This window comes from Roseateles sp. (genome assembly GCF_052436255.1).
GTDB lineage: Bacteria > Pseudomonadota > Gammaproteobacteria > Burkholderiales > Burkholderiaceae_C > Pelomonas.
Map to the genome: position 1 here is coordinate 1 of NZ_JBQVNP010000073.1, position 25,187 is coordinate 25,187.

The 25,187-nt window shown below is 67.2% G+C and carries 25 protein-coding genes and 1 pseudogene; 11 read left to right on the top strand and 15 right to left on the bottom strand.

Annotated features, from left to right (window positions below):
* Positions 1 to 51 precede the first annotated feature (51 nt).
* The 14 genes from ACT6S0_RS16450 to ACT6S0_RS16515 form a co-directional block, all read right to left on the bottom strand.
* A complete protein-coding gene (locus ACT6S0_RS16450) occupies positions 52 to 1,398 on the bottom strand; it encodes a methyl-accepting chemotaxis protein (protein WP_444764868.1) in 1,347 nt (448 codons plus the stop codon).
* A 41-nt stretch (positions 1,399 to 1,439) separates the two neighbouring features.
* Positions 1,440 to 2,153, bottom strand: a complete 714-nt coding sequence (locus tag ACT6S0_RS16455) for an RNA polymerase sigma factor FliA (RefSeq protein ID WP_056263236.1) — start codon at positions 2,151 to 2,153, stop codon at positions 1,440 to 1,442.
* A gap of 18 nt (positions 2,154 to 2,171) precedes the next feature.
* The gene (locus ACT6S0_RS16460) at positions 2,172 to 2,960 is read right to left on the bottom strand and encodes a MinD/ParA family ATP-binding protein (protein ID WP_444764869.1); all 789 of its coding nucleotides are present in this window, start codon (positions 2,958 to 2,960) and stop codon (positions 2,172 to 2,174) included.
* Entirely contained in the window at positions 2,960 to 4,621 is a 1,662-nt protein-coding gene (gene flhF / locus ACT6S0_RS16465; protein ID WP_444764870.1) for a flagellar biosynthesis protein FlhF, read from the bottom strand. Before flhF ends, ACT6S0_RS16460 begins: the two co-directional genes overlap by 1 nt.
* Positions 4,618 to 6,708 (bottom strand): flagellar biosynthesis protein FlhA, encoded by a 2,091-nt coding sequence (gene flhA, locus ACT6S0_RS16470; protein ID WP_444764871.1) that lies wholly within the window; start codon positions 6,706 to 6,708, stop codon positions 4,618 to 4,620. Before flhA ends, flhF begins: the two co-directional genes overlap by 4 nt.
* A 107-nt stretch (positions 6,709 to 6,815) precedes the next feature.
* On the bottom strand, positions 6,816 to 7,991 hold the full coding sequence (flhB, locus tag ACT6S0_RS16475; RefSeq protein WP_444764872.1) for a flagellar biosynthesis protein FlhB: 1,176 nt from the start codon (positions 7,989 to 7,991) through the stop codon (positions 6,816 to 6,818).
* Between the two features lie 187 nt (positions 7,992 to 8,178).
* The gene (locus ACT6S0_RS16480; RefSeq protein ID WP_444764873.1) at positions 8,179 to 8,817 is read right to left on the bottom strand and encodes a protein phosphatase CheZ; all 639 of its coding nucleotides are present in this window, start codon (positions 8,815 to 8,817) and stop codon (positions 8,179 to 8,181) included.
* A 14-nt stretch (positions 8,818 to 8,831) separates the two neighbouring features.
* The gene (gene cheY / locus ACT6S0_RS16485; protein ID WP_444764874.1) at positions 8,832 to 9,224 is read right to left on the bottom strand and encodes a chemotaxis response regulator CheY; all 393 of its coding nucleotides are present in this window, start codon (positions 9,222 to 9,224) and stop codon (positions 8,832 to 8,834) included.
* 54 nt (positions 9,225 to 9,278) lie between these two features.
* On the bottom strand, positions 9,279 to 10,259 hold the full coding sequence (gene motB / locus ACT6S0_RS16490; protein ID WP_444764875.1) for a flagellar motor protein MotB: 981 nt from the start codon (positions 10,257 to 10,259) through the stop codon (positions 9,279 to 9,281).
* A 117-nt stretch (positions 10,260 to 10,376) separates the two neighbouring features.
* Positions 10,377 to 11,234, bottom strand: a complete 858-nt coding sequence (gene motA / locus ACT6S0_RS16495; protein WP_444764876.1) for a flagellar motor stator protein MotA — start codon at positions 11,232 to 11,234, stop codon at positions 10,377 to 10,379.
* Between the two features lie 89 nt (positions 11,235 to 11,323).
* The gene (locus ACT6S0_RS16500) at positions 11,324 to 12,076 is read right to left on the bottom strand and encodes a class I SAM-dependent methyltransferase (protein ID WP_444764877.1); all 753 of its coding nucleotides are present in this window, start codon (positions 12,074 to 12,076) and stop codon (positions 11,324 to 11,326) included.
* 32 nt (positions 12,077 to 12,108) lie between these two features.
* Positions 12,109 to 12,645, bottom strand: a complete 537-nt coding sequence (gene flhC / locus ACT6S0_RS16505) for a flagellar transcriptional regulator FlhC (RefSeq protein WP_444764878.1) — start codon at positions 12,643 to 12,645, stop codon at positions 12,109 to 12,111.
* A gap of 171 nt (positions 12,646 to 12,816) precedes the next feature.
* Complete coding sequence (flhD, locus tag ACT6S0_RS16510) at positions 12,817 to 13,137, bottom strand: flagellar transcriptional regulator FlhD (protein ID WP_056263208.1); 321 nt, start codon at positions 13,135 to 13,137, stop codon at positions 12,817 to 12,819.
* A 216-nt stretch (positions 13,138 to 13,353) separates the two neighbouring features.
* Positions 13,354 to 13,824, bottom strand: coding sequence for a tetratricopeptide repeat protein (locus ACT6S0_RS16515; protein ID WP_444764879.1), 471 nt, complete (start codon positions 13,822 to 13,824; stop codon positions 13,354 to 13,356).
* 444 nt (positions 13,825 to 14,268) lie between these two features.
* Here ACT6S0_RS16515 and ACT6S0_RS16520 point away from each other — a divergent pair, with 444 nt between their 5' ends.
* The 8 genes from ACT6S0_RS16520 (at position 14,269) to ACT6S0_RS16555 (ending at position 21,279) form a co-directional block, all read left to right on the top strand.
* Positions 14,269 to 15,135, top strand: coding sequence for a flagellin N-terminal helical domain-containing protein (locus ACT6S0_RS16520; RefSeq protein WP_444764880.1), 867 nt, complete (start codon positions 14,269 to 14,271; stop codon positions 15,133 to 15,135).
* 337 nt (positions 15,136 to 15,472) lie between these two features.
* On the top strand, positions 15,473 to 16,342 hold the full coding sequence (locus tag ACT6S0_RS16525) for a flagellin N-terminal helical domain-containing protein (RefSeq protein ID WP_444764881.1): 870 nt from the start codon (positions 15,473 to 15,475) through the stop codon (positions 16,340 to 16,342).
* A 170-nt stretch (positions 16,343 to 16,512) separates the two neighbouring features.
* Entirely contained in the window at positions 16,513 to 17,391 is an 879-nt protein-coding gene (locus ACT6S0_RS16530) for a flagellin N-terminal helical domain-containing protein (RefSeq protein WP_444764882.1), read from the top strand.
* A gap of 104 nt (positions 17,392 to 17,495) precedes the next feature.
* Positions 17,496 to 18,926, top strand: coding sequence for a flagellar filament capping protein FliD (gene fliD / locus ACT6S0_RS16535; RefSeq protein ID WP_444764883.1), 1,431 nt, complete (start codon positions 17,496 to 17,498; stop codon positions 18,924 to 18,926).
* A gap of 219 nt (positions 18,927 to 19,145) precedes the next feature.
* The gene (gene fliS / locus ACT6S0_RS16540; RefSeq protein WP_444764884.1) at positions 19,146 to 19,580 is read left to right on the top strand and encodes a flagellar export chaperone FliS; all 435 of its coding nucleotides are present in this window, start codon (positions 19,146 to 19,148) and stop codon (positions 19,578 to 19,580) included.
* Between the two features lie 35 nt (positions 19,581 to 19,615).
* Complete coding sequence (locus ACT6S0_RS16545; protein WP_444764885.1) at positions 19,616 to 19,915, top strand: flagellar protein FliT; 300 nt, start codon at positions 19,616 to 19,618, stop codon at positions 19,913 to 19,915.
* A gap of 144 nt (positions 19,916 to 20,059) precedes the next feature.
* The gene (locus tag ACT6S0_RS16550) at positions 20,060 to 20,788 is read left to right on the top strand and encodes a flagellar brake protein (RefSeq protein ID WP_444764886.1); all 729 of its coding nucleotides are present in this window, start codon (positions 20,060 to 20,062) and stop codon (positions 20,786 to 20,788) included.
* Complete coding sequence (locus tag ACT6S0_RS16555; protein WP_444764887.1) at positions 20,785 to 21,279, top strand: pilus assembly FimT family protein; 495 nt, start codon at positions 20,785 to 20,787, stop codon at positions 21,277 to 21,279. The genes ACT6S0_RS16550 and ACT6S0_RS16555 overlap by 4 nt, the downstream gene beginning before the upstream one ends.
* A gap of 223 nt (positions 21,280 to 21,502) precedes the next feature.
* Here ACT6S0_RS16555 and fliE read toward each other — a convergent pair whose 3' ends face one another.
* Complete coding sequence (gene fliE / locus ACT6S0_RS16560; protein WP_444764888.1) at positions 21,503 to 21,841, bottom strand: flagellar hook-basal body complex protein FliE; 339 nt, start codon at positions 21,839 to 21,841, stop codon at positions 21,503 to 21,505.
* A 147-nt stretch (positions 21,842 to 21,988) separates the two neighbouring features.
* On the opposite strand from fliE, the gene fliF reads away from it, so the two are divergent.
* The 3 genes and pseudogenes from fliF to ACT6S0_RS16575 all read left to right on the top strand — a co-directional run.
* A complete protein-coding gene (gene fliF / locus ACT6S0_RS16565; RefSeq protein ID WP_444764889.1) occupies positions 21,989 to 23,680 on the top strand; it encodes a flagellar basal-body MS-ring/collar protein FliF in 1,692 nt (563 codons plus the stop codon).
* 179 nt (positions 23,681 to 23,859) lie between these two features.
* The gene (fliG, locus tag ACT6S0_RS16570; protein ID WP_444764890.1) at positions 23,860 to 24,855 is read left to right on the top strand and encodes a flagellar motor switch protein FliG; all 996 of its coding nucleotides are present in this window, start codon (positions 23,860 to 23,862) and stop codon (positions 24,853 to 24,855) included.
* Between the two features lie 115 nt (positions 24,856 to 24,970).
* Positions 24,971 to 25,187: pseudogene (locus ACT6S0_RS16575) on the top strand (hypothetical protein); the annotation flags it as partial.

Here is a 25,187-nt window from a genome sequence, read left to right on the forward strand (position 1 = left end):
CCCCCCCACGCCGGCAGCGGGCCGAAGCGCCAGATCAGCGGCGGTGGCTGGCTAGAAGTTGAACGCCAGGCGCAGGCCGCCCCAGTGCTTGCCGGCCACGACGATCGGCGCCGCCGCCTCCTTCAGGATGACGAAGCGGCCGCCCCCCATGTCGCGGCGGTAGGTCTGCAGCAGAAAGGGCCGGGTATTGCGCGCCGACGCGAGGCCGGTGCGGTCGTTGAAGATGCGGCGGTAGCGGCTGTTGGCGGTGTTCCAGACGGTGTCGCCGGGGCGCTGCGGCTGGCAGTACTTGCGGTTGTGCGTCGCGATATAGCCCTTGCGATCGGCCGCGATGCAGAACACCACCTTGTCGCTGAAGCCCAAAGTCTTCTCCTGCACGGCGGGGAAAAGGCGGTCGGTCAGCTGGCAAAAGCGCGTCGTGTGCTGCTGGGGGTTCGTGCCATCGATGGGACGGTAGCTCTCGTCGAAGAGATCTGCCTGGCTGATCTGGCCGCTGCGCAGGGCGTCTTCGAGCAGCGCGCTGATTTCCTCGGCGGCGTGCTGTGCGGCGCGGATGAAAGGCATGTCGTCGACTTCGACGCCGCTCTCGGCAATCTGCTCGACGAGCTCCTCCGACATGCGCAGAAAACGGTCGCTGCCGTCAAAGGCCACCTTGAGGCCGTGCGAGGCTTCCATCACCTCGCGCTCCAGCTCATGGGCGCGCTCGTTGAGCAGGCCCATCTGCTGGCCGCTCTGCGCGGCCGACACGGAGATGCGCTGCACATCCTCCTCGACTTCATGGAAGGCGGCGTGGATGGGGCTGGGCTTGTCCTTGTTCTCGGTCAGCTCGGCGCTGAAGCGGTCGATGCGCTCCTGCAGGCTGGAGATCGCGCTGACGATGGCCTTGGACGAGGACTCGACCTGGCCCGCCAGCGCCTTGACAGCCTCGGCGACGACGGCGAAGCCGCGGCCCGCATCGCCCGCGTGCTTGGCCTCCACGGCGGCGTTGAAGGCCACCAAGCGGGTCTGCAGGGAAATCTTGGTGATCTCGGCCGCCGCGTCGGAGACCTGGGCCAGCGTGGTGGCCATGCCGACGACCTCGCCGCCAACGACCCCGAGCGCACCGCGCGCGCGCTGCACGGCGGCCGCGCTCTGGGCGGTGGCGGTGGCGATCGCCGCCTGCGCCTGGCCGATCTGGTTGAGCTGTTGTGCCAGGGCCTGCATCGCCTGGCCCTGGGCCTGCACGACGCGCTGCGTGTCTTCGAGCGCACCGCGTACTTCGGCGGCGTCCTTGCCCACGGTGGAAATTGAACGCGCCAGACGCTTGACGACGTTCAGCGCTGCACCGTCTTCACGCCGGCTCGGTTCTTCGGCCACGGCAACGGCGGGCGATGCGCCCCCCTTGATCCAACTGAACATGCGTTTGTCCCCGCTCGTGTAGCAGGGCTTGGCCCTGCAAATTACCAGTCACGCAGCTTAACGCGCAACCTTGCAATCGACTGACTATGCAGCTGGCAGACGCGGGACTCCGTGACCTTGAGCACGGCCGCAATCTCCTTGAGATTCATGTCGTGCTCGTAGTACATGCTCATCACGAACTGCTCGCGCTCGGGCAGGTTCTTGATGGCCGCCACCAGCGCCTCGCGCATGCGGTGGTCCTGCAGTTGCGCGACCGGGTTGGCGTTGTCGTCGGCCACATGGCGGTCGAGGTAGTCGTTGTCGCCGTCGTCGCCCGACATGTCTTCCAGGTAGACGAGCTGCGTGCCGCGCACCTTGGACAACAGGTCCTGGTACTCGGCCAGCGGCAGGCCCATCTCGGCGGCGATCTCGTCCTCGCGTGGCGCGCGGCCCAGGCGCTGCTCGACCTTGTGCACCGCGGACTCGATCTCGCGCTGCTGGCGACGCGTGCCGCGGCTCATCCAGTCACCGCCGCGCAGCTCGTCGAGCATGGCGCCGCGGATGCGCTGGGTGGCGAAGGTCTCGAACTGCACGCCCTGTTCGGCGTCGAAGCGCGACAGTGCATCGGTCAGGCCGATGAGGCCGACCTGGATCAGGTCGTCCACTTCGACGTTGGCCGGCAGCTTGGCAATCATCTGGTGCGCCAGGCGTCGGACCAACGGGCTGTACTGCTTGATCAGCGTGTTGTTGTCGAGGCGGCCTTTGGGCGTGTACATGGTCAGCTCCGGCGAGAGTCAATGCGCTGATAGGGACGGATAGGAGCCGGTGCGCGCCGGGCGCAGCGGAATCGCGTCGGAAGCGGCGTCGACCGCCGCGCCCGGAGGGGCAGCAAGCAGCAGTTCGCGAGCCAGATGACGCAGCTCGGGTGAGAGCGGTGCATGTTGCGAAGCCCGCGGGTCGAGACAGGCCCAGTCACGCAGCACCGCGCCGAGGAAACCGTCGGCGCAGGAATGCAGCTGTTGCGCGATGCGGGTGGCCACGCGCAACTGGGGGTGGCAGGCCATCAACAGACTGTAGACCATCAGCCCGGCGCGCTGCGTGAGCCATTTCATGCCGGCATAGGCTTCGGTGACGCTGGCCGGGTCGGTATCGGCCAGCAGCAGCGGACGCACCTCGCGCTGCGCGACGATGCGAGCGAGCTCGGCAGCCGGCGCGTGCAGCAGGATGACGTCGACATCGGGCGCGGCCGTCGCCACCGCCTCCAGGAAGGCCGCGGCCGAGCCGTTGGCATTGATATGGCGCAGCGGCAGGCCGCGTGCGGCCAGATAGGAGACCTTGGGCGACAGGCGCTCGATGCAGTTGGACAGGTCGACCTGGGCCAGCTCCGAGGGCTGCGGTGAATGCACACCGGCGTCCACCACCAGGGTCTTGAGATTGAGTTCGGCAAAGGCGGCGCACAGGCCTTCGAGCAGCACGCCGGCGCCCATGATGCGCGGGTTGCTGACGACCGGGACGAAACGCGTCTTCGATGCAGCGAACAGTCGCCGCAGGCCGTGCGCCTGATCTTGCAGCAGGGCGCTCATCAGTGCACGGCCCTCAGGCCGCCGTCGACCAGCGGGCCGCCGGCGAAGATGAGGTTCACGTCGGCGTTGTCCATGCGCCAGGCACCCGAGGCGGCGCTCTTGAGCGCGCGCTGCACCAGGGCCGCGCTGGGCAGGCGGTGCCAGTCTTCGGGCACGCGCTGGCCGTTGGCCACGCCCAGCACCTTGAGCTTGTGGCGGATCAGCGTGTCCAGCGCCGGGGCCAGCTTGACGGCTTCGTCGAGCTTGCTGAGCACCACGCCTTCGCAGGCAGCGCCCTTCCAGGCGTTGACGACGTCCTCGATGGTCTCGCCTTGCTGGGCGGCATTGATGACGAGCAACTTCTTGATGCTGGGGTGGGCCAGCATCTCCAGCAGCTCCTGGGTGCGGCTGTCGCGCTGGGCCATGCCGGCGGTGTCGATCAGGACGAGCTTCTTGCTGGACAGCAGGTCGAGCAGGTCGTCGAGCGAGGCGCGGTCATGCGCGGTGTGCACCGGCACGCCGAGGATGCGGCCATAGGCGCGCAACTGCTCGTGGGCACCGATGCGATAGGCATCCAGTGTGATCAGCCCGAGCTGGCTGGCGCCGTATTTGGTGGCGAAGTGGGCGGCCAGCTTGGCCGTCGTCGTGGTCTTGCCGACGCCGGTGGAGCCGATCAGTGCGAACACGCCGCCGCGGTCCTCGATGGCCGGCGCGGTCTCGCCGGTCTGCAGGTTGCGCGACAGCACATGGGCGGCCCAGGCGGTCTCGTCAGCCGGTTCACCGGGCGCGCCGGCCTTGAAGTCGGATGGGCAGCTCTCGGCCAGCTTGCGCACCAGCGCCGGACTGAAGCCGATCTCGAGCAGTTTCTGCGTCAGGCGCGCCTGCACGGGCTGGCGCTGCAGCTTTTCCATGAATGCGAGCGAGGAGAAGCGCTCCTCGATCAGGCCGCGCATCTGGCGCAGCTCGTCGGCCATGTCCATCTGGCTGCGCTGCACCTGCGTGGGCTGGCCAGGCAGAGGCAAGGGGTCGGCGGAGCCGATGTCGCTGAGCTGGGGCACGGCGCGCACTTGAGCCGGCGCGGTGGTGGCGGTCGGGATGCGGATCTCGTCGCGCAACACCGGCGGCGTCGGGCGCGGGTTGTGGGCCGGGGCCGGCGCAGCGGCACGCTTGGGCGCCAGCGCGGCCATCGCTTCAGCGGCGCGCTGCTCGCGCTGTGCGCGGGCGGCGTTCAGCGACGTGGCAGGCGGCTGCTGGCGCTGCGGCAGCGGCGCAGACGCACCCACGGGATCAGGCTGGCCGCTCAACTCGGCCTGGCGGCGGCGCAGCACCCGCTCGCGCACATAGTCCTGGAAGCTCAGCGTGCTCATGGCCAGCTGCTCGACGTCGCCCTGCACGCCGGGGGCGCCGAAGCTGGGCTCCTGGCGGGCGCGGTCGGAGAACGGGGCGCGCTGCGGCTGATGCGGCAGTTGCGGCTGGGCCTGCACGGGCGCCCGGGCCACGGTGCGCGGCGCTGTGGCGGCCATCTGGTCGATCTGGCTCATGCCTTCAGGGGCCATGGCCAACACCTCCACGCCTTCCGGCACGGTCTTGTTGGACAGCACGACGGCGTCGGCCCCGAAGGCCTGCTTGACGAGGGCAAGAGCTTCGCGCGATGTCCTCGCGGTGAATTTGCGAACGTTCATGCTGTTCCTCCAATGATGGAGCCGATGCGGATGGTGTGGGTCTCAGGAATCTCGCTGTGGCCCAGCACCTTGAGGCGGGGCGCGGCGCGCTTGAGCAGGCGGGCCATGGGCGCGCGGATCAGGTCGGGCACCAGCAGCGTGGCGGGCACGCCGCGGTCTTCCTGCTTCTGGGCGTTGTCGGCGGCGCTGCGGGCCAGCGTGTCGGCCACGCCGGGGTCGAGCGCGGCGCCATGCGGCGAATTGAGGGCCTGGGTGACGAGGCGCTCCAGCTCCGGCTCCAGCGCGATGACGTCCAGCTCCTTGGTGCTGCCGTAGATCTGCTGCACGATGGCCGGCGCAATGTGGGTACGAATGCGGCGGGCCAGCTCTTGCGGGTCGGTGACGCCCGGCGCGTGCTCGGCCAGGCACTCGACGATGGAGCGCATGTCGCGCACGTGCACGCCCTCTTCCAGCAGCAGCTGGAGAACGCGTTGCAGGGTGGCGATGCTGACCATCTTGGGAATCACGTCTTCGATCAATTGGGGCGCCTGCTTGGTGAGGTGCTCGACCAGGGCCTGCGTTTCAACCCGGCCCAGGAGCTTGGCCGCGTGCACTTGCATCAAGTGTGAAAGATGGGTGGCCACGACAGTCGAGCAATCAACCACCGTAAACCCGCTCATTTGGGCCATCTCCTTTTGCCGTTCCTCGATCCACACGGCCGGCAGACCGAAGGCGGGGTCGGTGGTCTGGGTGCCGAGCAGCTTCTGCGTCGCGTGGCCGGGGTTGATGGCCAGCCACATGCCGGGGAAGGCCTCGGCCTCGCCGACGACGGCGCCGCGCAGCGAGATGCGGTATTGGCTGGGGCGCAGTTCCAGGTTGTCGCGGATGTGCACCGGCGGCGGCAGGAAACCGACCTCCTGCGCGAACTTGCGGCGCACGCCCTTGATGCGGCTCAGCAGGTCGCCCTCCTTGCTCTTGTCGACCAGCGTGATCAGGCGGTAGCCGACTTCCAGGCCCAGCGTGTCCACCGGCACCAGGTCCTCCCAGCTCGCCTCGCCGCCGCCTTCGCTGCTGGGCATGATGGGCTTGACGGCCTTGGCCGCCTCCGCCGCCTGCTCGCTGCTGCGCAGCCACCAGGCCAGGTAGCCCAAGGCGGCGGCGATCAGCAGGAAGACGACGTGCGGCATGCCCGGGATCAGGCCCAGCGCGCCGATGACGCCGGCCGTGATGGCCAGCGACTTGGCCGAGCCGAAGACCTGCTTGCCGATCTGGCTGCCGATGTCCTTGTCGCTGCCGACGCGCGATACCACCATGGCAGCCGCGACCGAGATCAGCAGGGCCGGGATCTGCGCCACCAGCGCGTCGCCCACCGCCAGCAGGATGTAGCTGTTGGCGGACTGGCTGGCCGACAGGTTGTGCTGCGCCATGCCGATGATGAAGCCACCGATGATGTTGATGACCAGGATCAGCATGCCGGCAATGGCGTCGCCGCGCACGAACTTGCTCGCACCATCCATGGAACCGAAGAAGTCGGCCTCGTCGCCCAACTCCGAGCGGCGGCGCTTGGCCTCGGCCTCGTTGATGAGGCCGGCGTTCAGGTCGGCATCGACGGCCAGCTGCTTGCCGGGCATCGCATCCAGCGTGAAGCGCGCGCCGACTTCGGCGATGCGCTCCGCGCCCTTGGTGACGACGATGAAGTTGATGACCACCAGGATCGCGAACACGATCAGGCCGACCGCGAAGTTGCCGCCGATCAGGAAGTGGCCGAAGGCCTCGATGACCTTGCCGGCGGCACCCGTGCCGGTGTGGCCTTCCAGCAGCACGACGCGCGTGGACGCGACGTTCAGCGACAGGCGCATCAGCGTGGTCAGCAGCAGCACGGTCGGAAAGGCCGCGAAATCCAGCGGCCGCACCATGTGGGCGGCCACCATCGTCACCATCACGGCCATCGCAATGTTGAAGGTGAACAGCAGGTCCAGCACGAAGGGCGGCAGCGGCAGCACCATCATGGCCAGCACCAGCAGCACGGCGATGGGCGCGCCCAGGGCAGCGATGACGCCGGCACGCGGGCCGAGCAGGGCTTGGAGTTTGGCGGTGAGCTGGTTCATGCGGGCGGGTCCGGTCTCAGCCGCATTCTTCGTGGCTGCCCGCAAAACTTGAGGCGGAGAAGCGGCGTGAAACCAGGGCTGTTCTCACCCGGCCGTGCCGCCCGCGGTCACGCCGTGAAATCTTCCTCAGGATCGGGCGTCCAGCCCGGCTTGTTGTGCGGGTCGAGCTCCGGCGGCACATGCGGCTTGGGCACATCCGGTCGGGGCGCATTGCGCGAAGCCATCGCGGCGCGCAGCTGGTAGACATAGGCCAGCACCTGGGCCACGGCGCCGAACAGCGCGGCCGGGATCTCGTGGTCGACCTTGGCATGGGCATAGAGCGCGCGGGCCAGCACGGGCTGCTGCAGCACCGGCACCTTGCTCTCCTTGGCCAGGTCGCGGATCTTCATCGCCAGCAGGTCCGCCCCCTTGGCGATGACCTTGGGCGCGGCCATCTTGCCTTCCTCGTACTTCAGCGCGACGGCGTAGTGGGTCGGGTTCATGACCACCAGGTCGGCCTGCGGCACGGCCGCCAGCATGCGGCGCTTGGCCATGTCGCGCATGATGGCGCGCATCCTGGCCTTGACCTCGAGGTTGCCCTCGACCTCCTTCATTTCCTGCTTGACCTCTTCGCGGCTCATGCGCATGCGGCGCAGCCAAAGCTGGCGCTGCAGCGGCACGTCGATGGCGGCAAACACCGCCAACGCAATGGCCAGCACACCCAGGGCCCCCATCATCTGCTGGCCCGCGTAGGCCAGCGCCGATGGCAGCGGCACGGACATGATGCTCACATAGGCGGCCAGGCGGTCCTTGAGCACCATGGCGCCGACGACCCCCAGCACCAGCGCGAGCAGAACGGCCTTCATGGCGGTCCCCAGGCCCTGGCCGCTGAACAGCCGACCAATGCCCGTGAGTGGATTCAAGTTCGTGAACTTCGGACTGAGCGGCTTCATCGTCCAGTTCCAGCCGCCGCTGGCCAGGTTGCTGGCGATCCCCACCAGCATCAGCAGCGCGCCGATCGGGCCGGCCACCAGCGCGAAGGCCAGCGTCATGTCGAGCATGCGCTCGCCCATGAAGCCCGGGCGGGCCAGCAGGCTGGCATCGAAGTGCAGGCCGGTGACCACCGTCTGGCGCAGCTTCTCGATCATCTGCGGGCCGCCCACGGACAAGGCCGCGCCGCCCGCGACCATCATCGCGAAATGCGGCAGGTCCCGCGAACGCGGCACCTGACCCTCGGCCCGAGATTTCTGGATCTTCTTGGGCGAGGCGGGTAGGTTGCGGTCTTGTGCGTCTTTGTCGGCCATGGCGTGCGTGCCCAATCTGGGCTAGGCCGGATTGTTCGAGCTGGCTCCCGGAACTTCCCCGAGAAAAGCAAGGGGCTTGCCTGCCTGTTCCCACCCGCGCCACCGCGCCGACCAGCGGGGCTGAAGTAGCGCCAACAACATGCAAAAGGCCGGCACAAAGGCCGGCCTTGAACGGGAGGGGCGCCCTCTAGAAGCCGAGGCTGGCCAGCAGGTCGTCGACCTCGCCCTGGTCCGCCACCACGTCGGTGCGGCCAGTGGGGTTCACGACGGGGCCCTGCAGGATGTTGGGGTCGACCTTCTCGCGCTGCTCCGGCGGCACGACCTGGACCAGCAGCTTGACGAGGCTGTCCTCGAGGTCATTGGCCAGCGTGACGACCTTGGCGACGACCTGGCCCGTGAGGTCATGGAAGTCCTGGGCCAGCATGATGTCGGTCAGGTGGCCGTCAATGCTCGCGGTGCGGGTCTCGACGTCCTTGACGAAGTTCATGACCATGCCGCTGGCGACCGCCTTGACCGGATCGGCGACGATGGCGTCCGCCATGGCGCGCGTGGCGGCCGAGATCTCGGCATGGTCGGCCTTGGCGGCATCGACCGAGTTCAGCACCTTCTCCGCAGCGGCTGCCGTCTTGGTGGCGATATAGCTCAGGCGGCTGCGCGCATCAGGCAGGCCGTCGGTCGCCAACTGCAGCTTGGGCATGACGCCGAGCTGCTGCATGGTGTCGTGCAGCACGCGGGTGATGGTGCCGAGCTGCTGAAAGACTTCGGGCGACACCAGCAGCGGGTCCTTGTTGCCCGCGGCCAGTTGGGCCAACTGTTCCATCGACATCGCTGTGCTCCGGTTCAGGCCGCAGCGGCCAGCTTCTGCATGATCTTCAGGACTTTTTCTTCCAGCGTCGCCTTGGTGAAAGGCTTGACGATGTAGCCCGCGGCGCCCGACTGGGCGGCCAGCACGATGTCTTCCTTGCGCGCCTCGGCGGTGACCATCAGCACCGGCAGGTGCTTGAGGTTGGGGTCTTCCTTGATGGCCTTGAGCAGATCAAAGCCCGTCATGTTGGGCATGTTGATGTCGCTGACGACGAAATCGAACTTGGCGCCCTTGAGCATGTTCAGCGCTTCGACGCCGTCCTCGGCCTCTTCGCAGTTGTTGTAGCCGATCTCTTTGAGCAGGCCGCGGACGATGCGGCGCATGGTGGAGAAGTCGTCGACAACCAGGAATTTCATGTCAGCGCTCATGGCGATCCTCTCTCGGAACTGGCGGTGTTTTGGGGGTCAGCGCGCAGTCTAGTTCTAGCGCGCCGGCGCCGGCGCCGGAGTTTGCGGCATTTTGCCGGTAGGCGGCACTTGCGTGATTGCAGGCTCCGCAGGCGGTGTCTCGGGCTCGGGTTCGGGGTCGTCCGGCACGTTCTTGAGCACGGCATCCTCGGCATCACGGTTCATGACAATGATGCTGATGCGGCGGTTCAACGCGCCGTTGGGATCCTTGGCATCGAGCAGCTTGCTCGCGGCCAGGCCTTGCACACGCAGCATGCGCGCCTCGGACAGGCCGCCGGCCACCAGCTCGCGTCGCGACGCGTTGGCGCGGTCGGCCGAAAGCTCCCAGTTGCTGTAGCCCGCCGAGCCGCCGGAGAAGGGCTGGGCATCGGTGTGGCCCTCGACAGTCAGGCGGTTGGGCACCTCGGTCAGCACGCTGCCGAGCTCGCGCAGCAACTCTCGCATATAGGGCTTCACGACGGCGCTGCCGCTGTCGAACATCGGTCGGTTGCCCTCGTCGACGATCTGGATGCGCAGGCCTTCCTTGGTCATGTCCAGACGGATCTGGCCGCCCAGCGAGGCGAGCTTGGGGTTGTCGGCCAACACCTCCTCGACCTTGGTCTTGAGCTGCTCCAGGCGGGACTTCTCAGCCTTGCGCTGTTCTTCCTTGAGCGCCCGCAGCGTGTAGCTGGCGCGCCGGGCGGCGCTTTCGCCCTCCTTGACCTGCCCGGTCTCGCGCGTGAGGTCCTTGCCGCCGCCGCGCACGACGCTTGAAGAGTCACCCGAGCCCGAGCCGCCCAGCATGGACACGCGCAGCGGCGACTGGAAGAACTCGGCGATGCCCTTCTTGTCGCCCTCGGTGGTGGAGCCCAGCAGCCACATCAGCAGGAAGAAGGCCATCATGGCCGTGACGAAGTCCGCGTAGGCGATCTTCCACGCACCGCCATGCACCGCATGGCCGCCCTTCTTCACCTTCTTGATGATGATGGGCTGAAGTTTTTTCGCGTCACCAGCCACGGCGCTTACCCATCGGAACAGCCAAATGCAAACACAGAGGCACAGAGACACAGAGCAATTTCAACTCTGGCTTTCTCTGTGGCTCCGTGCCTCTGTGGTTGCATTTCATGAGCCGATTCATTTCTTCTTCACGTGACTCTCGAGCTCGGTGAACGACGGCCGGACATCGGAGAACAGCACCTTGCGGCCGAACTCGATGGCCACCTGCGGGGCGTAGCCCTGCATGCTGGCCAGCAGCGTCGTCTTGATGCACTGGAATTCCTTGCCGGCGTCTTCGACCTTCTGCTCCAGCAGGCCGGCCAGCGGCTCAGCGAAGCCGTAGGCCAGCAGGATGCCCAGGAAGGTACCGACCAGGGCCGAGCCGATCATGCCGCCCAGCACCGCCGGCGGCTGGCCGACCGAACCCATGGTGTTCACCACGCCGAGCACGGCGGCCACGATGCCGAAAGCCGGCAGGCCGCCAGCCAGACGCTGCAGCGCGGCCACGGCGCCGTGCTCTTCCTGGTGGTGGGTCTCGATCTCGCTGTCCATCAGCGCTTCGATCTCGTGGGCGTTGAGGTTGCCCGACACCATCATGCGCAGGTAGTCGGTGATGAATTCGGTGACATGGTGGTCGTTGCCCACCGTCGGGTACTTCTGGAACAGCGGGCTGTTGTGCGGGTCCTCGACGTCCTTCTCAATGGACATCAGGCCTTCCTTGCGGGCCTTCTGCAGGATGTCGTACATGAGCGCCATCAGCTCCATGTAGCGCGCCTTGCTGTACTTGCTGCCCTTGAAGCAACGCCCCAGGCCGGCCACCGTCGCCTTGATCACCTTCATCTGGTTGTTGGCCAGGAAGGCACCGAGGGCGGCCCCGAAGATGGTGATCATCTCGAACGGCAGCGCCGTCAGGATGACGCTGATGTTCCCGCCGTGGGCGATGAACACGCCGAAGATGCAGACCATCAAGATGGCCCAGCCGATGAGGACGAACATGCGGTGTGAAGTTGGGAGGTTTCAGGCCTTGACGGCCCGATGCCGGGGGGCTGGAGAAAGTATGCCGCGCTGAAAGCCGTGTGAACGCATCAATTGGACGGCTTTGACGCGGCATTCCGCAACGGCCGGTAAAGCCACACGCATTGCCCGCTGGGCAGTTGCCAGCTGGCCGCAGGCTCGACGACGGGCACCGCGAAATCCAGGCTGACCAGCCAGGCCCCCGGCGCCATCTCGGCGCACGCCTTGGCCCAGACACGCGGCATGGACTCGGGGCGCTGGAACACGTAGACCAGCGCAAACGGCGCCCAGTCGTCGGCCCACAAGTCACCCTGGCGCGCGGCGGCACCGCGCACCCGCCAGCGCGCAAACCAAACCAGCGGCAGGCTCCATTCGACGCCCTCGACGCGCGCTTGGCGGTAGACATGACGCAGTTCACGCAGGCCGTCGCCGGCGCCGCAGCCGGCGTCCAGCACGCGTGCGCCTGGCGGCAGCGGCGCCAGCGTCGGCAGTCGATCAAGCGCACCGCGCGGCGTCGGGAACAGTGGCGCTTCGGTCCACGCCCGGCGCGGGTAGAGCCACCACAGCAGGGCCAGCGGCGCCAGCCACAGCAGGCCCGAAGTGCCGCCCTGCCAGCCCAGCGCCAGCACCGACGCCGGAAAGCCCAGCGCGACGATCAGCCGGCGCCAGCGCTCGTTCTGAAGCCAGCCCAGGCCCGCCCCGACGGCGGCGCCCGCGGTCAGCGCCGGGCCGGGCGACAACCCTGCTGCCAACGCAGCGGCATAAACGAACCAGGCCGCCAGCCAGCTCAACAAGGCCGGCAGCGGCCAACGGGTGATCCACATGGCGGCAGTGTCGCGGGAGCCGCTCAGCGAGATCAGTGCATCTGGATGGAACCCTGGGCGCGGCCCTTGCCGGCGCGTGCCGGCGGGTTGCACAGGCCGCAGACATAGTGGCGCGCCACCTCATGCGGGTGGGTGACGAAATGACCGTTGCACTTGGTGCACTTGGTCAGCGTCAGCATGCCGTTGTCGACGAACTTGACCAGGCGCCAGGCACGCGTCACGGACAACATGGCTTCCAGGCCCTGGGCCGTGGTTTGCTCCTGATAGAGCTGGTAGGCCTTGATGACGGTGTCGATCTCGTCCATCGCAGCGGCCTTGTTCAGGTATTCGTGAACGTTGAGGAACAGGCTGGCGTGGATATTGGGCTGCCAGGTCATGAACCAGTCGGTCGAGAACGGCAGCTGGCCCTTGGACGGCGACTTGCCGCTCACTTCTTTATAGAGACGCAGCAGGCGCTCGTAGGACAGGTCGGTTTCCGATTCCAGCACCTGCAGGCGCGCACCGAGCTGGATCAGCTGAACGGCACGGTCGATCTGCTTGGCTTCGGTGAGGATGCTCTTGACGCGCATGGTGATGCTCCTGGAATCGGTAAGTTCGGTATTCGGTATTGCGGGCGAGCGCCGGGCCGCTCCCAAGCCGCCCGCATCCGGGGAAGTCGCGAAGGGGCAGGCCCCTGAGCGTTCCCCACCCCCTCGGGGGGGTCAGCGGCGCGTACTCGCGCCGCCGGGGGTCAACAGTCCTTAGGCGTGCTCGTGGCGGCCGGCCATCAGGATCGAGGCGTGCAGGCGGCTCACGCTTTCGTTCGCGCCCGGCTTGCTGTGGTTGGTCAGCAGGCCCCACACCAGGTCGTCGCTCATGCGGAAGGCGCACAGCAGCGTGTTGCCGGAAGCGATCTTCATGATCTGCGCCGGGCTCAGCGTGCCGATCAGCGTGGCCGTGTCTTCGCTGACGCCCAGGCGGTACAGGGCCTGCTCGCGATCGGCGCGAATCAGGCTCTGGGCCAGCATCAGGTAGGACAGGTTGGCTTCACGGATCTCGGCGAGCATTTGGTCGGTGTTCATGGCGGCTTCCGTTGCAGAGTTGAAGGGGTGTTGCGGATCAGTGAAACGGATTGTGTTGACCCCTCTTCTTTCCCGATATCAGGCTGCGTCGGTGCGCTGCGTCACCTTGGCAGGAAGCCCTTGTCAGCGAAATTCCTACAGGTGCGTCGGGCCCCAAAGCGCGAGGCCCCGGCAGCTGGCGCTGGCGGGGCCTCGGGGTGTGAAAAGCTTGGCGAATCAGCGCCTGCGGCGCAGTCGCTCCAACTCGATCATGGCCACCGGCACCAGTTCGGGCGCCTCGGCCTGCAGGCTGTCGCGGCCGGGGCCCTTCTGCAGTTCGGTCAGCACGCCGATGGCGCGGTCATGCTCGCCGCGGCCCGACAGCGCAAAGGCCAGGGTGTAGAGGCTGGGGCCATGCAGGGAGCTGGCCTGCAGCGCACGCTCGGCATAGGCCACCGCGTGATCCAGCTTGCCAGCCGCCAGCAGCAGTGCTGCCATGTCCGACAGCAGGTCGTGACTCATCGGCTCGCCCTGCAGTGCGTGATGCAGCACGCCCAGGCCGCCGCCGAGGTTGCCCTTGGCCGCTTCGGCAAAGGCGGCATTGCGGGCGCGCGCCAGCAGCATGGCCGGCGTGTTGTCCGGGACCGCGACGGGACGATGGGTGTTCCTGGGTCGGGCTGTCGTGGCGGTTGTCGACGAGGCGCGCATGGCGGGGCTCCAGTCCGGCGCTGGGGTTCGGCCGGGATGGGTCGCACTTTAGGAAGCGCCGTGCCGGCCGATCCCACGAAAAGCCTGGTCAATCACCGCCGCTTTCCTTGCTGGCGGCTGATCCAACGAACAGCCACCTGCAACTGCTTTTATTCAAAAGATCACGCCCTTGACAAATGTGGCTAAAGAAACTTGTGAGCCGCACCGATAGCCATTGCAACGGGGCTGATCTCAGCTTCGTGGTCCGGCTAGAAGGCCAACGTGTTGTGAACCCGGCTCCTCCAAGAGCCAGGTCACGGCTTCAGAGGTTGACTGGCGTCGGGCGTCGCTGCAACGGCGTGCCTGCCAAGGTGCGCCTGCGCTGAAAAGCACGGGTGCCAAGCCCGGGCACTCGAGTCTTCGTCCGGCGGCTTGCCGGTGTATCTAGCAAAAGGAAGCAACATCATGGCCTCGGTCATCAATACCAATCTGCTGTCGCTGAACGCGCAGCGCAACGCCTCTACCTCGCAGGCCTCGCTGGCCGTGTCCATGCAGCGCCTGTCCTCGGGCTTGCGTGTCAACTCTGCCAAGGACGACGCCGCCGGTCTGGCCATCTCCGAGCGCCTCAACGCTCAGGTGCGTGGCTCCAACGTCGCCATCCGCAACGCCAACGATGGCATCTCGCTGGCGCAGACGGCTGAAGGCGCGCTCGCCAAGGTGGGCGACTCGCTGCAGCGCATGCGTGAACTGGCAGTGCAGGCTCGCAACGCGACCAACACCGCCGCCGACAAGGACTCGCTCGACAAGGAATTCGGCGAACTCGCCAAGGAAATCCAGCGCGTGCTGGGTGGCACGACCTTCAACGGCCGCGCCATCCTGGCCACCTCCGCTGCCGGCACCCAGACCTTCCAGGTGGGCGCCAACGTGACCAGCAACGACCGCATCGATGTCGTCACGACCGACATGACGACCGACGCCGACATCGTTGCCGTCGCCGGCACCGACAACACCGGTGCAGGCCGTGCCGTCATCGACAACACCGCCGGCGGCGCTGCCATCGACACCGTCATCACCGGTATCGACGACGCGCTGGACACGGTGAACAGCGAGCGCGCCACATTGGGTGCTTCGCAGAACCGCTTCGACGCCGTCATCTCCAACCTGCAGATCTCGGTCGAGAACCAGAGCGCCGCCAAGAGCCGCATCACCGATGCCGACTTCGCCCAGGAAACGGCCAATATGTCACGCGCCAGCATCCTGCAGCAGGCCGGCAACGCGATGATCGCCCAGGCGAACCAGATCCCGTCGCAGGTCCTCTCCTTGCTTCGATGACGCCGGGCCAGCACCGCTGGCCCTGAGTGAACTGCCCCTCGCGAAGGTAGAAATCCTCACCCCTCCAGCACAAGCTCCTTGACGCACGCCCGCCGCCGCGGGTGGCGTTTTTCGGGGCCGAATGCAAAAGGATTCAAGTCAATCCATCAGTCGACGATAACCAGTCCAACGGGTTCGCGAAAACATTCGAGGACTACGTGGTCCGGTCAGCCGGCCCCTCCAGCGCACAGGGCGCAGAGGGCAGGACGCGGACGCGGCCAACCCATGTGGGGTGGCCGGTTGCAACCGCTTTGACCGGCTTCACACCGGACTTGTTCGTCAACGAAAGGATTGAGTCATGCCGCAAATCATCAACACCAACATCGCCTCCCTGAACGCCCAACGCAACACGGCGATGTCGCAGTCGTCCCTGGCCGTTTCCATGCAACGCCTGTCCTCGGGCCTGCGTGTCAACTCGGCCAAGGACGATGCGGCGGGCCTGGCGATCGCAGAACGCATGAACGCCCAGGTGCGCGGCTCGCAAGTCGCCATCCGCAACGCCAACGACGGCATCTCGCTGGCGCAGACCGCGGAAGGCGCGCTCGCCAAAGTGGGCGATGCGCTGCAGCGCATGCGTGAACTCGCCGTGCAGGGCCGCAATGCCACCAACACCGACGCCGACAAGGACTCGCTGGACAAGGAGTTCGGCGAGCTGGCCAAGGAAATCCAGCGTGTGCTGGGCGGCACCACCTTCAATGGCAAGGCCGTGCTGGCCACTGCCGCTGCGGGCACCCAGACCTTCCAGGTCGGCGCCAACACGACCGGCAACGACCGCATCGACATCGTCACCACCGACATGACGACCGACGCCTCCATCACGGTCGTGGCGGGTACCGACAACACGGGCGCCGGCCGCGCCGTCATCGACAACACGGCCACCGGTCTCGCCATCGACACCATCATTGCCGACATCGACCTGGCGCTGGACAAGGTCAACGGCGAGCGCGCCACGCTCGGCGCCTCGCAGAACCGCTTCGACGCCGTCATCTCCAACCTGCAGGTCGCGGTCGAGAACCAGAGCGCCTCGCGCAGCCGCATCATGGACGCCGACTTCGCCCAGGAAACCGCCAACCTGAGCCGCGCCCAGATCCTGCAGCAGGCCGGCAACACCATGGTGGCGCAGGCCAACCAGCTGCCCCAGCAGGTACTGGCCCTGCTGCGCGGCTGAAGCGCGCGGCAAACCGCGCCGCACCTCAAAAGGTGGCGGCGCGGCGTTTTGGATTGGCGGTGGTTTAGGCCTTTGATCGGGCTTTCGGCAAACCGGCGCACTCCCAGAATTCAGTCCATCGAGTCTCGGCATCACTTAGCCGGCTCGGCGACCGAATCCAGGAGTGCGCGATGCCACAGACCATCAACACCAACATCAACTCGCTGAACGCTCAGCGCAACCTCAACGCCTCCCAGAGCTCGCTGGCGGTGTCGATGCAGCGCCTGTCGTCCGGCTTGCGGGTGAATTCCGCCAAGGACGACGCGGCGGGGCTGGCAATCGCCGAGCGCATGAACACGCAAGTCCGCGGCATGAACGTTGCGATCCGCAATGCCAATGACGGCATTTCGCTGGCGCAGACCGCGGAAGGGGCGCTCGGCAAGATCGGCGACAACCTGCAGCGAATGCGAGAGCTGACCGTGCAGGCGCGCAATTCCACCAACAGCAACTCCGACAAGGACTCGCTGAACAAGGAATTCGAGCAGCTCGGCTCCGAGATCTGGCGCATCGTCAATGCGACGACCTTCAACAGCAAGCCCATCCTGGCCGACACGGCCGGCGTGGGGGCGGGCACCGGCCAGACCTTCCAGATCGGCGCCAACACGACAAGCAACGATTCGATCACGATTGCCCCGCTGGACCTGACGCAGGACGCGACGGTCGTCGCCCTGCTGGGCGCGGGCGCAGCGCCCTTCCCGGCGCTGATCGACAACACCGCCGACTTCACCGCTCTTGGCGTGGTGATGGACAACATCGACCTGGCGCTGGACACCATCAACAACACCCGGGCCACCTACGGCGCCGTGCAGTCGCGCTTTGACGCGGTGATCTCCAACCTGCAGGTGGCCGTCGAGAACCAGACCTCCGCCCGCAGCCGCATCATGGACGCCGACTTTGCGCAGGAAACGGCCAACATGAGCCGGGCCCAGATCCTGCAACAGGCCGGCAACGCGATGGTGGCCCAGGCCAACCAGCTGCCCCAGCAGGTGCTGTCGCTGCTGCAACGTTGAGGCCCGCCAGGGTTTCGATAAAAAATTCGCTCCGGGGCCTAAAGTTCCGGAGACCCCAGCCGATATCGCTCTTGCATATCGGCTTTTTCTCCTTCCTCACCAGCATGGCAACCATCAGCTCCGCCGGCATCGGCAGCGGCCTCGACATCGAGTCGCTGGTGAGCAAGCTCGTCGCCGCCGAACGAACCCCCATCACCCAGCTTGCCAAGCGCACGGAAGGTCTGCGAACCGAACTGTCCGTCTTCGGCAAGGTGCAAAGCTCGCTGGCCGCCCTGCGCGACGCCGCATCCAAGCTCACCGCGCCGGCCACCTGGGGCGGCACGCTCGCCACTTCCAGCAACACCTCGGCCGTCAGCGTCAGCGCGGGCGCCGGTGCGGCCATCGGCAATGTGTCGGTCCAGGTCAACCAGCTCGCCAGCTCGCAGACCGTGGTCAGCGGCACGCCCTATGCCAACTCGGCCACGACGGTGGGCCAGGGCAGCCTCACCATCACCCTCGGCGCCTGGGGTACCGACGGCAACGGTGATGCAACCTTCACCGACAAGGCCGGCGCCACGGCGGTCACCGTCAATATCGGCGATGGCCAGGACACGCTGGCAGGCATCCGTGACGCCATCAACGCGGCAGGAGCCGGCGTCACCGCCTCCATCGTCAACGATGCCAACGGCTCGCGCCTGACGCTGCGCTCCACCGCCACCGGCGAGACCAACGGCTTTCGCATCGACGCCGACGCCGGCCTGGCCGACCTGGGCTACGACCCGCGCATTGGCGTCACTTCGATGATCCAGACCCTGCCGGCGCAGAACGCCCGCGCACTCATCAACGGCATCGACATCAGCTCCGAATCCAACACGCTCAAGGAGGCCATCGACGGCCTCAACATCACGCTGCTGGGAACCACCACCATTCCGGCGAGCGTGGCCGTGGGGCAGGACAAGGACTCGATCAAGAAGCTCATCAGCGACTTCACGACCGCCTACAACGCCGTCAACGCGCTGCTGCGCGAGCAGACCAAGTACGACTCCGCCGCCAAGACGGCCGGCACGCTGCAGGGCGACGCCACCGCCGTGGGCCTGCAGAACCAGCTGCGCAGCATCATCGGCGGCACGACCTCGCTGGCTGGCAGCATCGGCCGCCTGGCCGAGATCGGCCTGGAGCCCGGCAGCGACGGCAACCTGAAGACGTCGGAGACCAAGCTCAACACCGCCCTGGGCAACCTGGACAGCCTGAAGAAGCTCTTCATGGGCCTGGACAGCAACGGCAACAGCGGCAACGACGGCTTTGCGCAGCGCATCCGCAGCTATGTCGACGGCGCGCTCAGCACCGACGGCCGCATCACCAGCAAGCAGGCCGGGCTGCAGAAGCTCATCGACAACAACAGCAAGAGCATGGGGCGGCTGGAGGATCGGGCAGCCATCACCGAGGCCCGGCTGCGCGCGCGCTACTCGGCCCTGGACACGCAGATGGGCAAGCTCAACGGGCTGTCCAACTACGTCACGCAGCAGCTGAACATGCTGAACAACAACAAGAGGTGACGCCGCAGCGGCGGCGACACGGCACGATGGACGGCGACCTCTGGGTCGCCGTTGTCGTTGGCGCGCTGGTTGCGCGCAGCGCGCCGGACTTTGCAATAGGGCGGAATAGCCGCACAGTTGCGACCAAGTTCCAGCGAAGGTCGGCTCAAGTTCACCCCCGGGAAGGCCGAAAAACAGTCAACACGACGACGCCAACCCAGACACCCCATGTACGGCAATATGTCTTCCCCCTTCGCAGCCCGCAACCAGAGCGCCACCCTCTACGCCAAGGTCGGCCTGGAGACCGATGTCCAGGCCGCCAGCCCGCATCGCCTCGTCGCCATGCTGTTCGACGGCGTGTTCGATGCGATGAACCAGGCCGCCCAGGCCATTCCCGCCGGCAACGTGGAGCTGAAGAACCGGTCGCTGTCGCGCGCCGTGCGCATCCTCGACGAAGGCCTGCGCGCCGGGCTGGACCTGTCCGCCGGCCAGCTGGCGGTCGACCTGCGCGAGCTCTACGGCTATGTCTGCATGCGCCTGACCCAGGCCAACCTGCACGGCGACCTGGCCACCATCGAGGAGTGCCAACGCCTCCTCAGCCCCGTGCGCGAAGCCTGGGGCGCCATTGCCCAGACACCGGCCGCCCTCGGCAGCGACGCCGCGCGCGCCGCCTGAGCGCCGCCTCCACAGAATTAGCCGGTGACCCCGACATGAACTCCGAACTGCTGAACTACTACGAAGCCATTGAGCAAGCCAGCGCCGACATGCTGTCCGCCGCCCGCACGGGCAACTGGGACGAAGTCGTCAAGCTCGAAGGCGCCTGCGTGCTGCTGATCTCCCAGCTCAAGGCCGCGGCCCACCACAATCAGCTTGGCGGCAACGAGTCGCAGCTGAAGACGCGCATCATGCAGCGCATCCTGCTCAACGACGCCGAGATCCGCCACCTGGCCGAGCCGTGGCTGGAGGACCTGGATCAGGTGCTCAAGGGCAGCAGCCGAATGGTGCATTGAGCCCCTCGCCCAGTCTCGCCGTGCTGAACGCCGGCGGGGTACGGCGTTGCTTGCCGGATTGACCGGCTCGCACATCGCCCAATGCGGGCCGGCTTGGGGCGGCCCGGCGCTCGGCCCGCAGGGCAAGACGACTACCATCACGGCATGAGCGCCACTGAAGCCACTCCCGAGGACCTGCGCGTCACCTCCACGGCCGAGATCGCGGCCTATCTCCAGCAGTTGCAGCGCGAAGGCGCCGGGGTGTTGTTGAGCGGCCCGCAGGGCAGCCTGTCCAGCCGCATCTGCGCGCTGGATGCCGAGGCCGACCTGATCGGCCTGGAGATTGGTGCCGACCCGGAAGGCATCAGCCAGACGCTGGTCGCCGGCGCCGAGATCACGGCCGTCGCCTACCTGGGCACCATCAAGCTGCAGTTCGAGCTGGAAGCCCCCGTGCTCGTCAGCGGCGAACAGGGCACCGTGCTGCGCGGAACCATGCCGAGCCGGCTCTACCGCTTCCAGCGCCGCCAGTCCTACCGGGTGCAGCCCGCCGGCAGCGCCTATCCGCGCGTCATCCTGCCGGGCGGCGCGCACGCCGGCCGCGCCGCACGCGTGCTCGACATCAGCATCGGCGGCCTGGCGCTGGCCCTGCCTGCCGACTTCCCGGGCCCGCCGGTAGGCCAGGTCGCGCACGGCCTGGTGCTGGAGCTGGACCGTATCAGCGCCTTGCGCATCGCCCTGCTGCCGCACCACGCCAGCACCATCAACGGCGATGCCAGCGGCGCACAGCAGCTCGGCTGCTCGTTCGTCGAGCTGGATGCCAACGCCGCACGCTCCCTGCAGGTCTATGTGGACCAGACGCAGAAGCGCCGTCGCCTGCTGAAGCTGGACCCATGAGGGCGGCCCGGGGGCGAGGTTTCACGCTGCTGGAAGCGGTGTTTGTCGTCGCCGTGCTGGCCATCCTGGCGGCTGCCGCGGTACCGAGCTATGTCAACTACCTGGCCCGCGAACGCCTGCGCCACGTGGCCAGCCTGCTGGAGCAGGACCTGCGCCGCGCCCGCACGCTGAGCGTCGACGAGGGCCGCAACATGTATGTGAGCTTCACCAGCGGCGCCGAGTGGTGCTGGGGCGTCAGCCGTCAGGCGCCCTGCGACTGCGCCACCGGCCAGCCACGCTGCGAACTCGGCGGCGAAACCCATCACGAGTACAAGGGCACATTGCTGCAATCCGGCCAGAGCGTCACCTTCCAGGCCGGCCTCGGGCGTGCGCTGGACTGGACGCGCATCGGGCTGTCCAACAACCGCAACCAGCAGCTGCGCATCGACCTCAACCCGCTGGGCCGGCCGCAGATCTGCGGCACCGACTCCCGCAAAAACAGCAGTTGCTGATTTCGGGCCGAGCGCCGGGCCGCCCCAAGCCGGCCCGCTTGGGCGATGTGCTTGCGGCTCGAAGCCGCAAGCATCGCCGTCCCCCCGGGGGCTGAGCCCGGACTCATCGTGCCCAGTGGGCACGATGTGCCTGGCGAAGCGCTGAGGCGCGAGCCGAAGCGCGGTCTGCAAGACCGACCAGGCTCGCCCGCGTGCAGCGCGGCGAGACTGGGCGAGGGGCCTGTCACACCTGCATGTTCATGATTTCAGAGTAGGCGCTGACCAGGCGGTTGCGCACCTGCAGCGTCGCCTGGAAACCGATCTGCGCCTTCTGCATCGAGACCATGGTCTCCTCCAGGCTGACGGTCGGGTTGTCCAGCTGCACCTCACGCTGCATGCGCGCCGCCTCGGTCTGCTGAGCGCTGACGTTCTTGAGCGCCTGCGTCATCGCGTCGCCGAAACTGGCGCCCGCTGTTGCCCCGGTCGAGGCGGGAGGCTTGACCGACAAGGGCTGCCCGTTCACCGCCAGCCCTGCACGGGCGGCGGCCTGGGCAAAGTCGAAGGGGCGCAGCTTCATGTCCATGGGGCCGAACTTTGGCAGCAAGTCACGCGCACGAAACGCGGAGATGCATGGGCGCAGTCGGCCACTTCGGCGCTTTCTTGAGGGGGCGGGCACGAATAATTTGCGCCATCGGCCGATCCCCGGCCTCCCCTGCAGTCTCGAGCCTCGATGGACAACGCCCTGAGCGCCCCCGCAACCGCCGGCCCGGTGATGATCACACCGGTCGACGCACAGCCCAACTTCGTCCAGCGTCTGTCCGGCCTGCCGATGCGCAGCAAGCTGACCATGGGCGCCGGCCTGGCTGCGCTGGCCGGCGCGGTGCTGGCCATCACGCTGTGGTCGTCGCAGGGCGACTACCGGCCGCTGTTCTCGGGCCTGGCCGACAAGGACGGCGGCGCCGTCATCGGCCAGCTGGCGGCCCTGCAGGTGCCCTACAAGCATGAGGCCGGCGGCACCATCCTCGTGCCGGCCAGCCAGGTCTACGAGCTGCGCATGAAGCTGGCTGCGATGGGCCTGCCCAAGGGCGGCAATGGCAACACCGTCGGCTTCGAGCTGATGGACAAGTCCAGCATTGGCCAGACCCAGTTCAACGAACGGCTGAATTTCCAGCGCGCCCTCGAAGGCGAGCTGACCCGCACGATCACCGCGATGTCCGACGTCGCCGATGCGCGCGTGCACCTGGCCATCCCGCAGCAGAACGGCTTCTTCCGTGAGCAGCAAAAGCCCAGCGCCAGCGTCATGCTGACGCTGCGCGGCGGCCGCGCGCTGGACCGCGCGCAGATCGCCGGCATCGTGCATCTCGTCTCCAGCAGCGTGCCCGAACTGACGCCCAAGGCCGTCAGCGTGCTGGACCACAGCGGCGCCCTGCTCTCCCAGACCGGCGCCGACGTCGCCACCGGGCTGGACGGCCAGCAGCTGCAGTACAAGCAGCAGGTCGAGGCCGGCTTCAACAAGCGCATCTTCGAATTGCTGGAGCCGGTCGTCGGCCGCGACAACCTGCGCGCCAGCGTGACCGCCGACGTGGACTTCTCGCAGACCGAGGCCACCGCCGAGGAGTACCGCCCCAACCAGGGCCCGAACGCCCAGGCCGCCGTGCGCTCCAGCCAGAGCAACGAATCCAACAGCGCCAGCAACGCCCTGCCCACGGGCGTGCCGGGCGCTGCCACCAACCAGCCGCCGGTGCCGGCCGCCGCCCCGATCAACGGCGCCGCCCCGCCGCTGCAGGCCGCCCAAGGGGCGCAAGGCAATGGCAACAGCCGCCGCGAGCAGGTCACCAACTACGAGATCGACAAGACCGTGCGCGTGACGCGCGGTGCCGTCGGCAACGTCAAGCGACTCAACGCCGCCATCGTCGTGAACCACCGCACGCTGACCGATGCCAAGGGCAAGACGACCAATCAGCCGGTGCCGCCCGAGGAAATCGCGCGCCTGACCGAGCTGGTCAAGGAGGCCATGGGCTTCAACACCGAGCGCGGCGACTCCGTCAAGGTCATCAGTGCGCCCTTCGTCGTCGACAAGACCGTGCCGGCCGACGTGCCGCTGTGGAAGCAGCCCTGGTTGCTGGACATCGCCCGCAGCGCCATCGTGCCGCTGGCCTTCGTTGCCATCGCGCTGATCGCCGTGTTCGGCATGATCCGCCCCGCCATCAAGGCCGCCGCGCCGCCGCCGCCGCAAGAGAAGCCCGGAACCGTCGACGAAGTCGTCGACGACGCCGAGCTGCTGCCGGGCGCTGCCGGCATGCCCAGGCTCGAAGCGCCGATTCACAACGACAAGCTCGACCGCGCCCGCTCGCTGGCCCGCGACAATCCGGTCGCAGTCGCCAACATCGTGCGCGATTGGATGGCGGGCCAGACCGCCTGACCATGAGCCCCTCGCCCACCCCGACCGCGCTGGACGCGGATCCGTTTGGCCGGCCCCCCGCGGGGCCGGTGATGCTTGCAGCATGGAGCCGCAAGCACATCGCCATGCCGGGCCGGATTGGGAGCGGCCCGGCGCTCGGCCCGCAACACGTCTTGCTGCAGGTGGTTTAAGGTTCGATCATGGATGAAAAGGGCATAGAGAACGCAGCAATCCTGTTGATGTCGCTGGGCGAGGAAGAAGCCAGCGAGGTCTTCAAGCATCTGTCGCCCAAGGAAGTGCAGGCGCTGGGCGAGACGATTGCCAAGCTCAAGGTCATCAAGCGTGCTCAGGTCGAGACCGTGCTGGACAAGTTCGATGCCGTCGCCGAGACACAGAGCACGCTGGTCACCGACACCGACGAATACGTGCGCGCGGTGCTGCGCAAGGCCCTGGGCGAGGACAAGGCCAACCTGCTGCTGGACCGCATCCTGCAGGGCAGCGACGTGTCGTCCATCGAGAGCCTGAAGTGGATGGACGCTGCCAGCGTGGCCGAGCTGCTGCGCAACGAGCACCCGCAGATCATCGCGGCCATCCTGGCCCACCTGGACTACGACCAGACCAGCTCGGTGCTCAAGCTCTTTCCCGAGCGCGGGCGCAACGAGGTGCTGATCCGCATCGCGACGCTGGACGGCATCCAGCCGACCGCGCTGAAGGACCTCAACGAGGTCATGAGCCAGATCCTGGCCGGCGGCGAGCGCATGAAGAAGAGTTCGCTCGGCGGCGCCAAGACCGCGGCCGAGATCATCAACATGATGGGCTCCAGCTTGGAATCCTCGGTGCTGGACTACATCCGTGAGGCCGACTCCGACCTGGCGCAGAAGATCATGGACAACATGTTCACCTTCGACGACCTGAACAAGGTCGACGACAAGGGCATCCAGGCCGTGCTCAAGGAAGTGCAGAGCGAAAGCCTCATCGTCGCGCTCAAGGGTTCCAGCGCCGATCTGCGCGAGAAGATCTTCCGCAACATGTCCACCCGCGCCGCCGAGACCCTGCGCGAAGACCTCGAAACCCGCGGCCCGGTGCGGCTGTCGGAGGTCGAGGCCGAGCAGAAGGAAATGCTCAAGATCGTGCGCCGCCTCGTCGACGAGGGCCAGATCGTCCTTGCCGGTGGTGGCGACGACCAGTTTGTTTGAATAGCCAATGACCAAAATGCAACCACAGAGGCACAGAGACACGGAGAAACCCAAAGCCAGAACGTCTGGCTGGTCCTCCGTGCCTGCGTGCCTCTGTGGTTGCATCTGAACCGACATGGCTACCGGTCGCCAACCCCCACGGCAAGTGCCGCCGCCCGATCGCCGCGAAACGGATCGTCGCGGCACCTACGCCCGCTTCATCCCCGGCGAGGAGCTGCAGGGCGCCAAGGCCTGGAACCTCGACAACCTGGGCAGCGCCGCGCCGTCGCCCTTCGCGCCGATGCGCCCCGGCACGCCGCCGCCCGCGCCCGCAGCGCGGCGCCGGTGCAGCC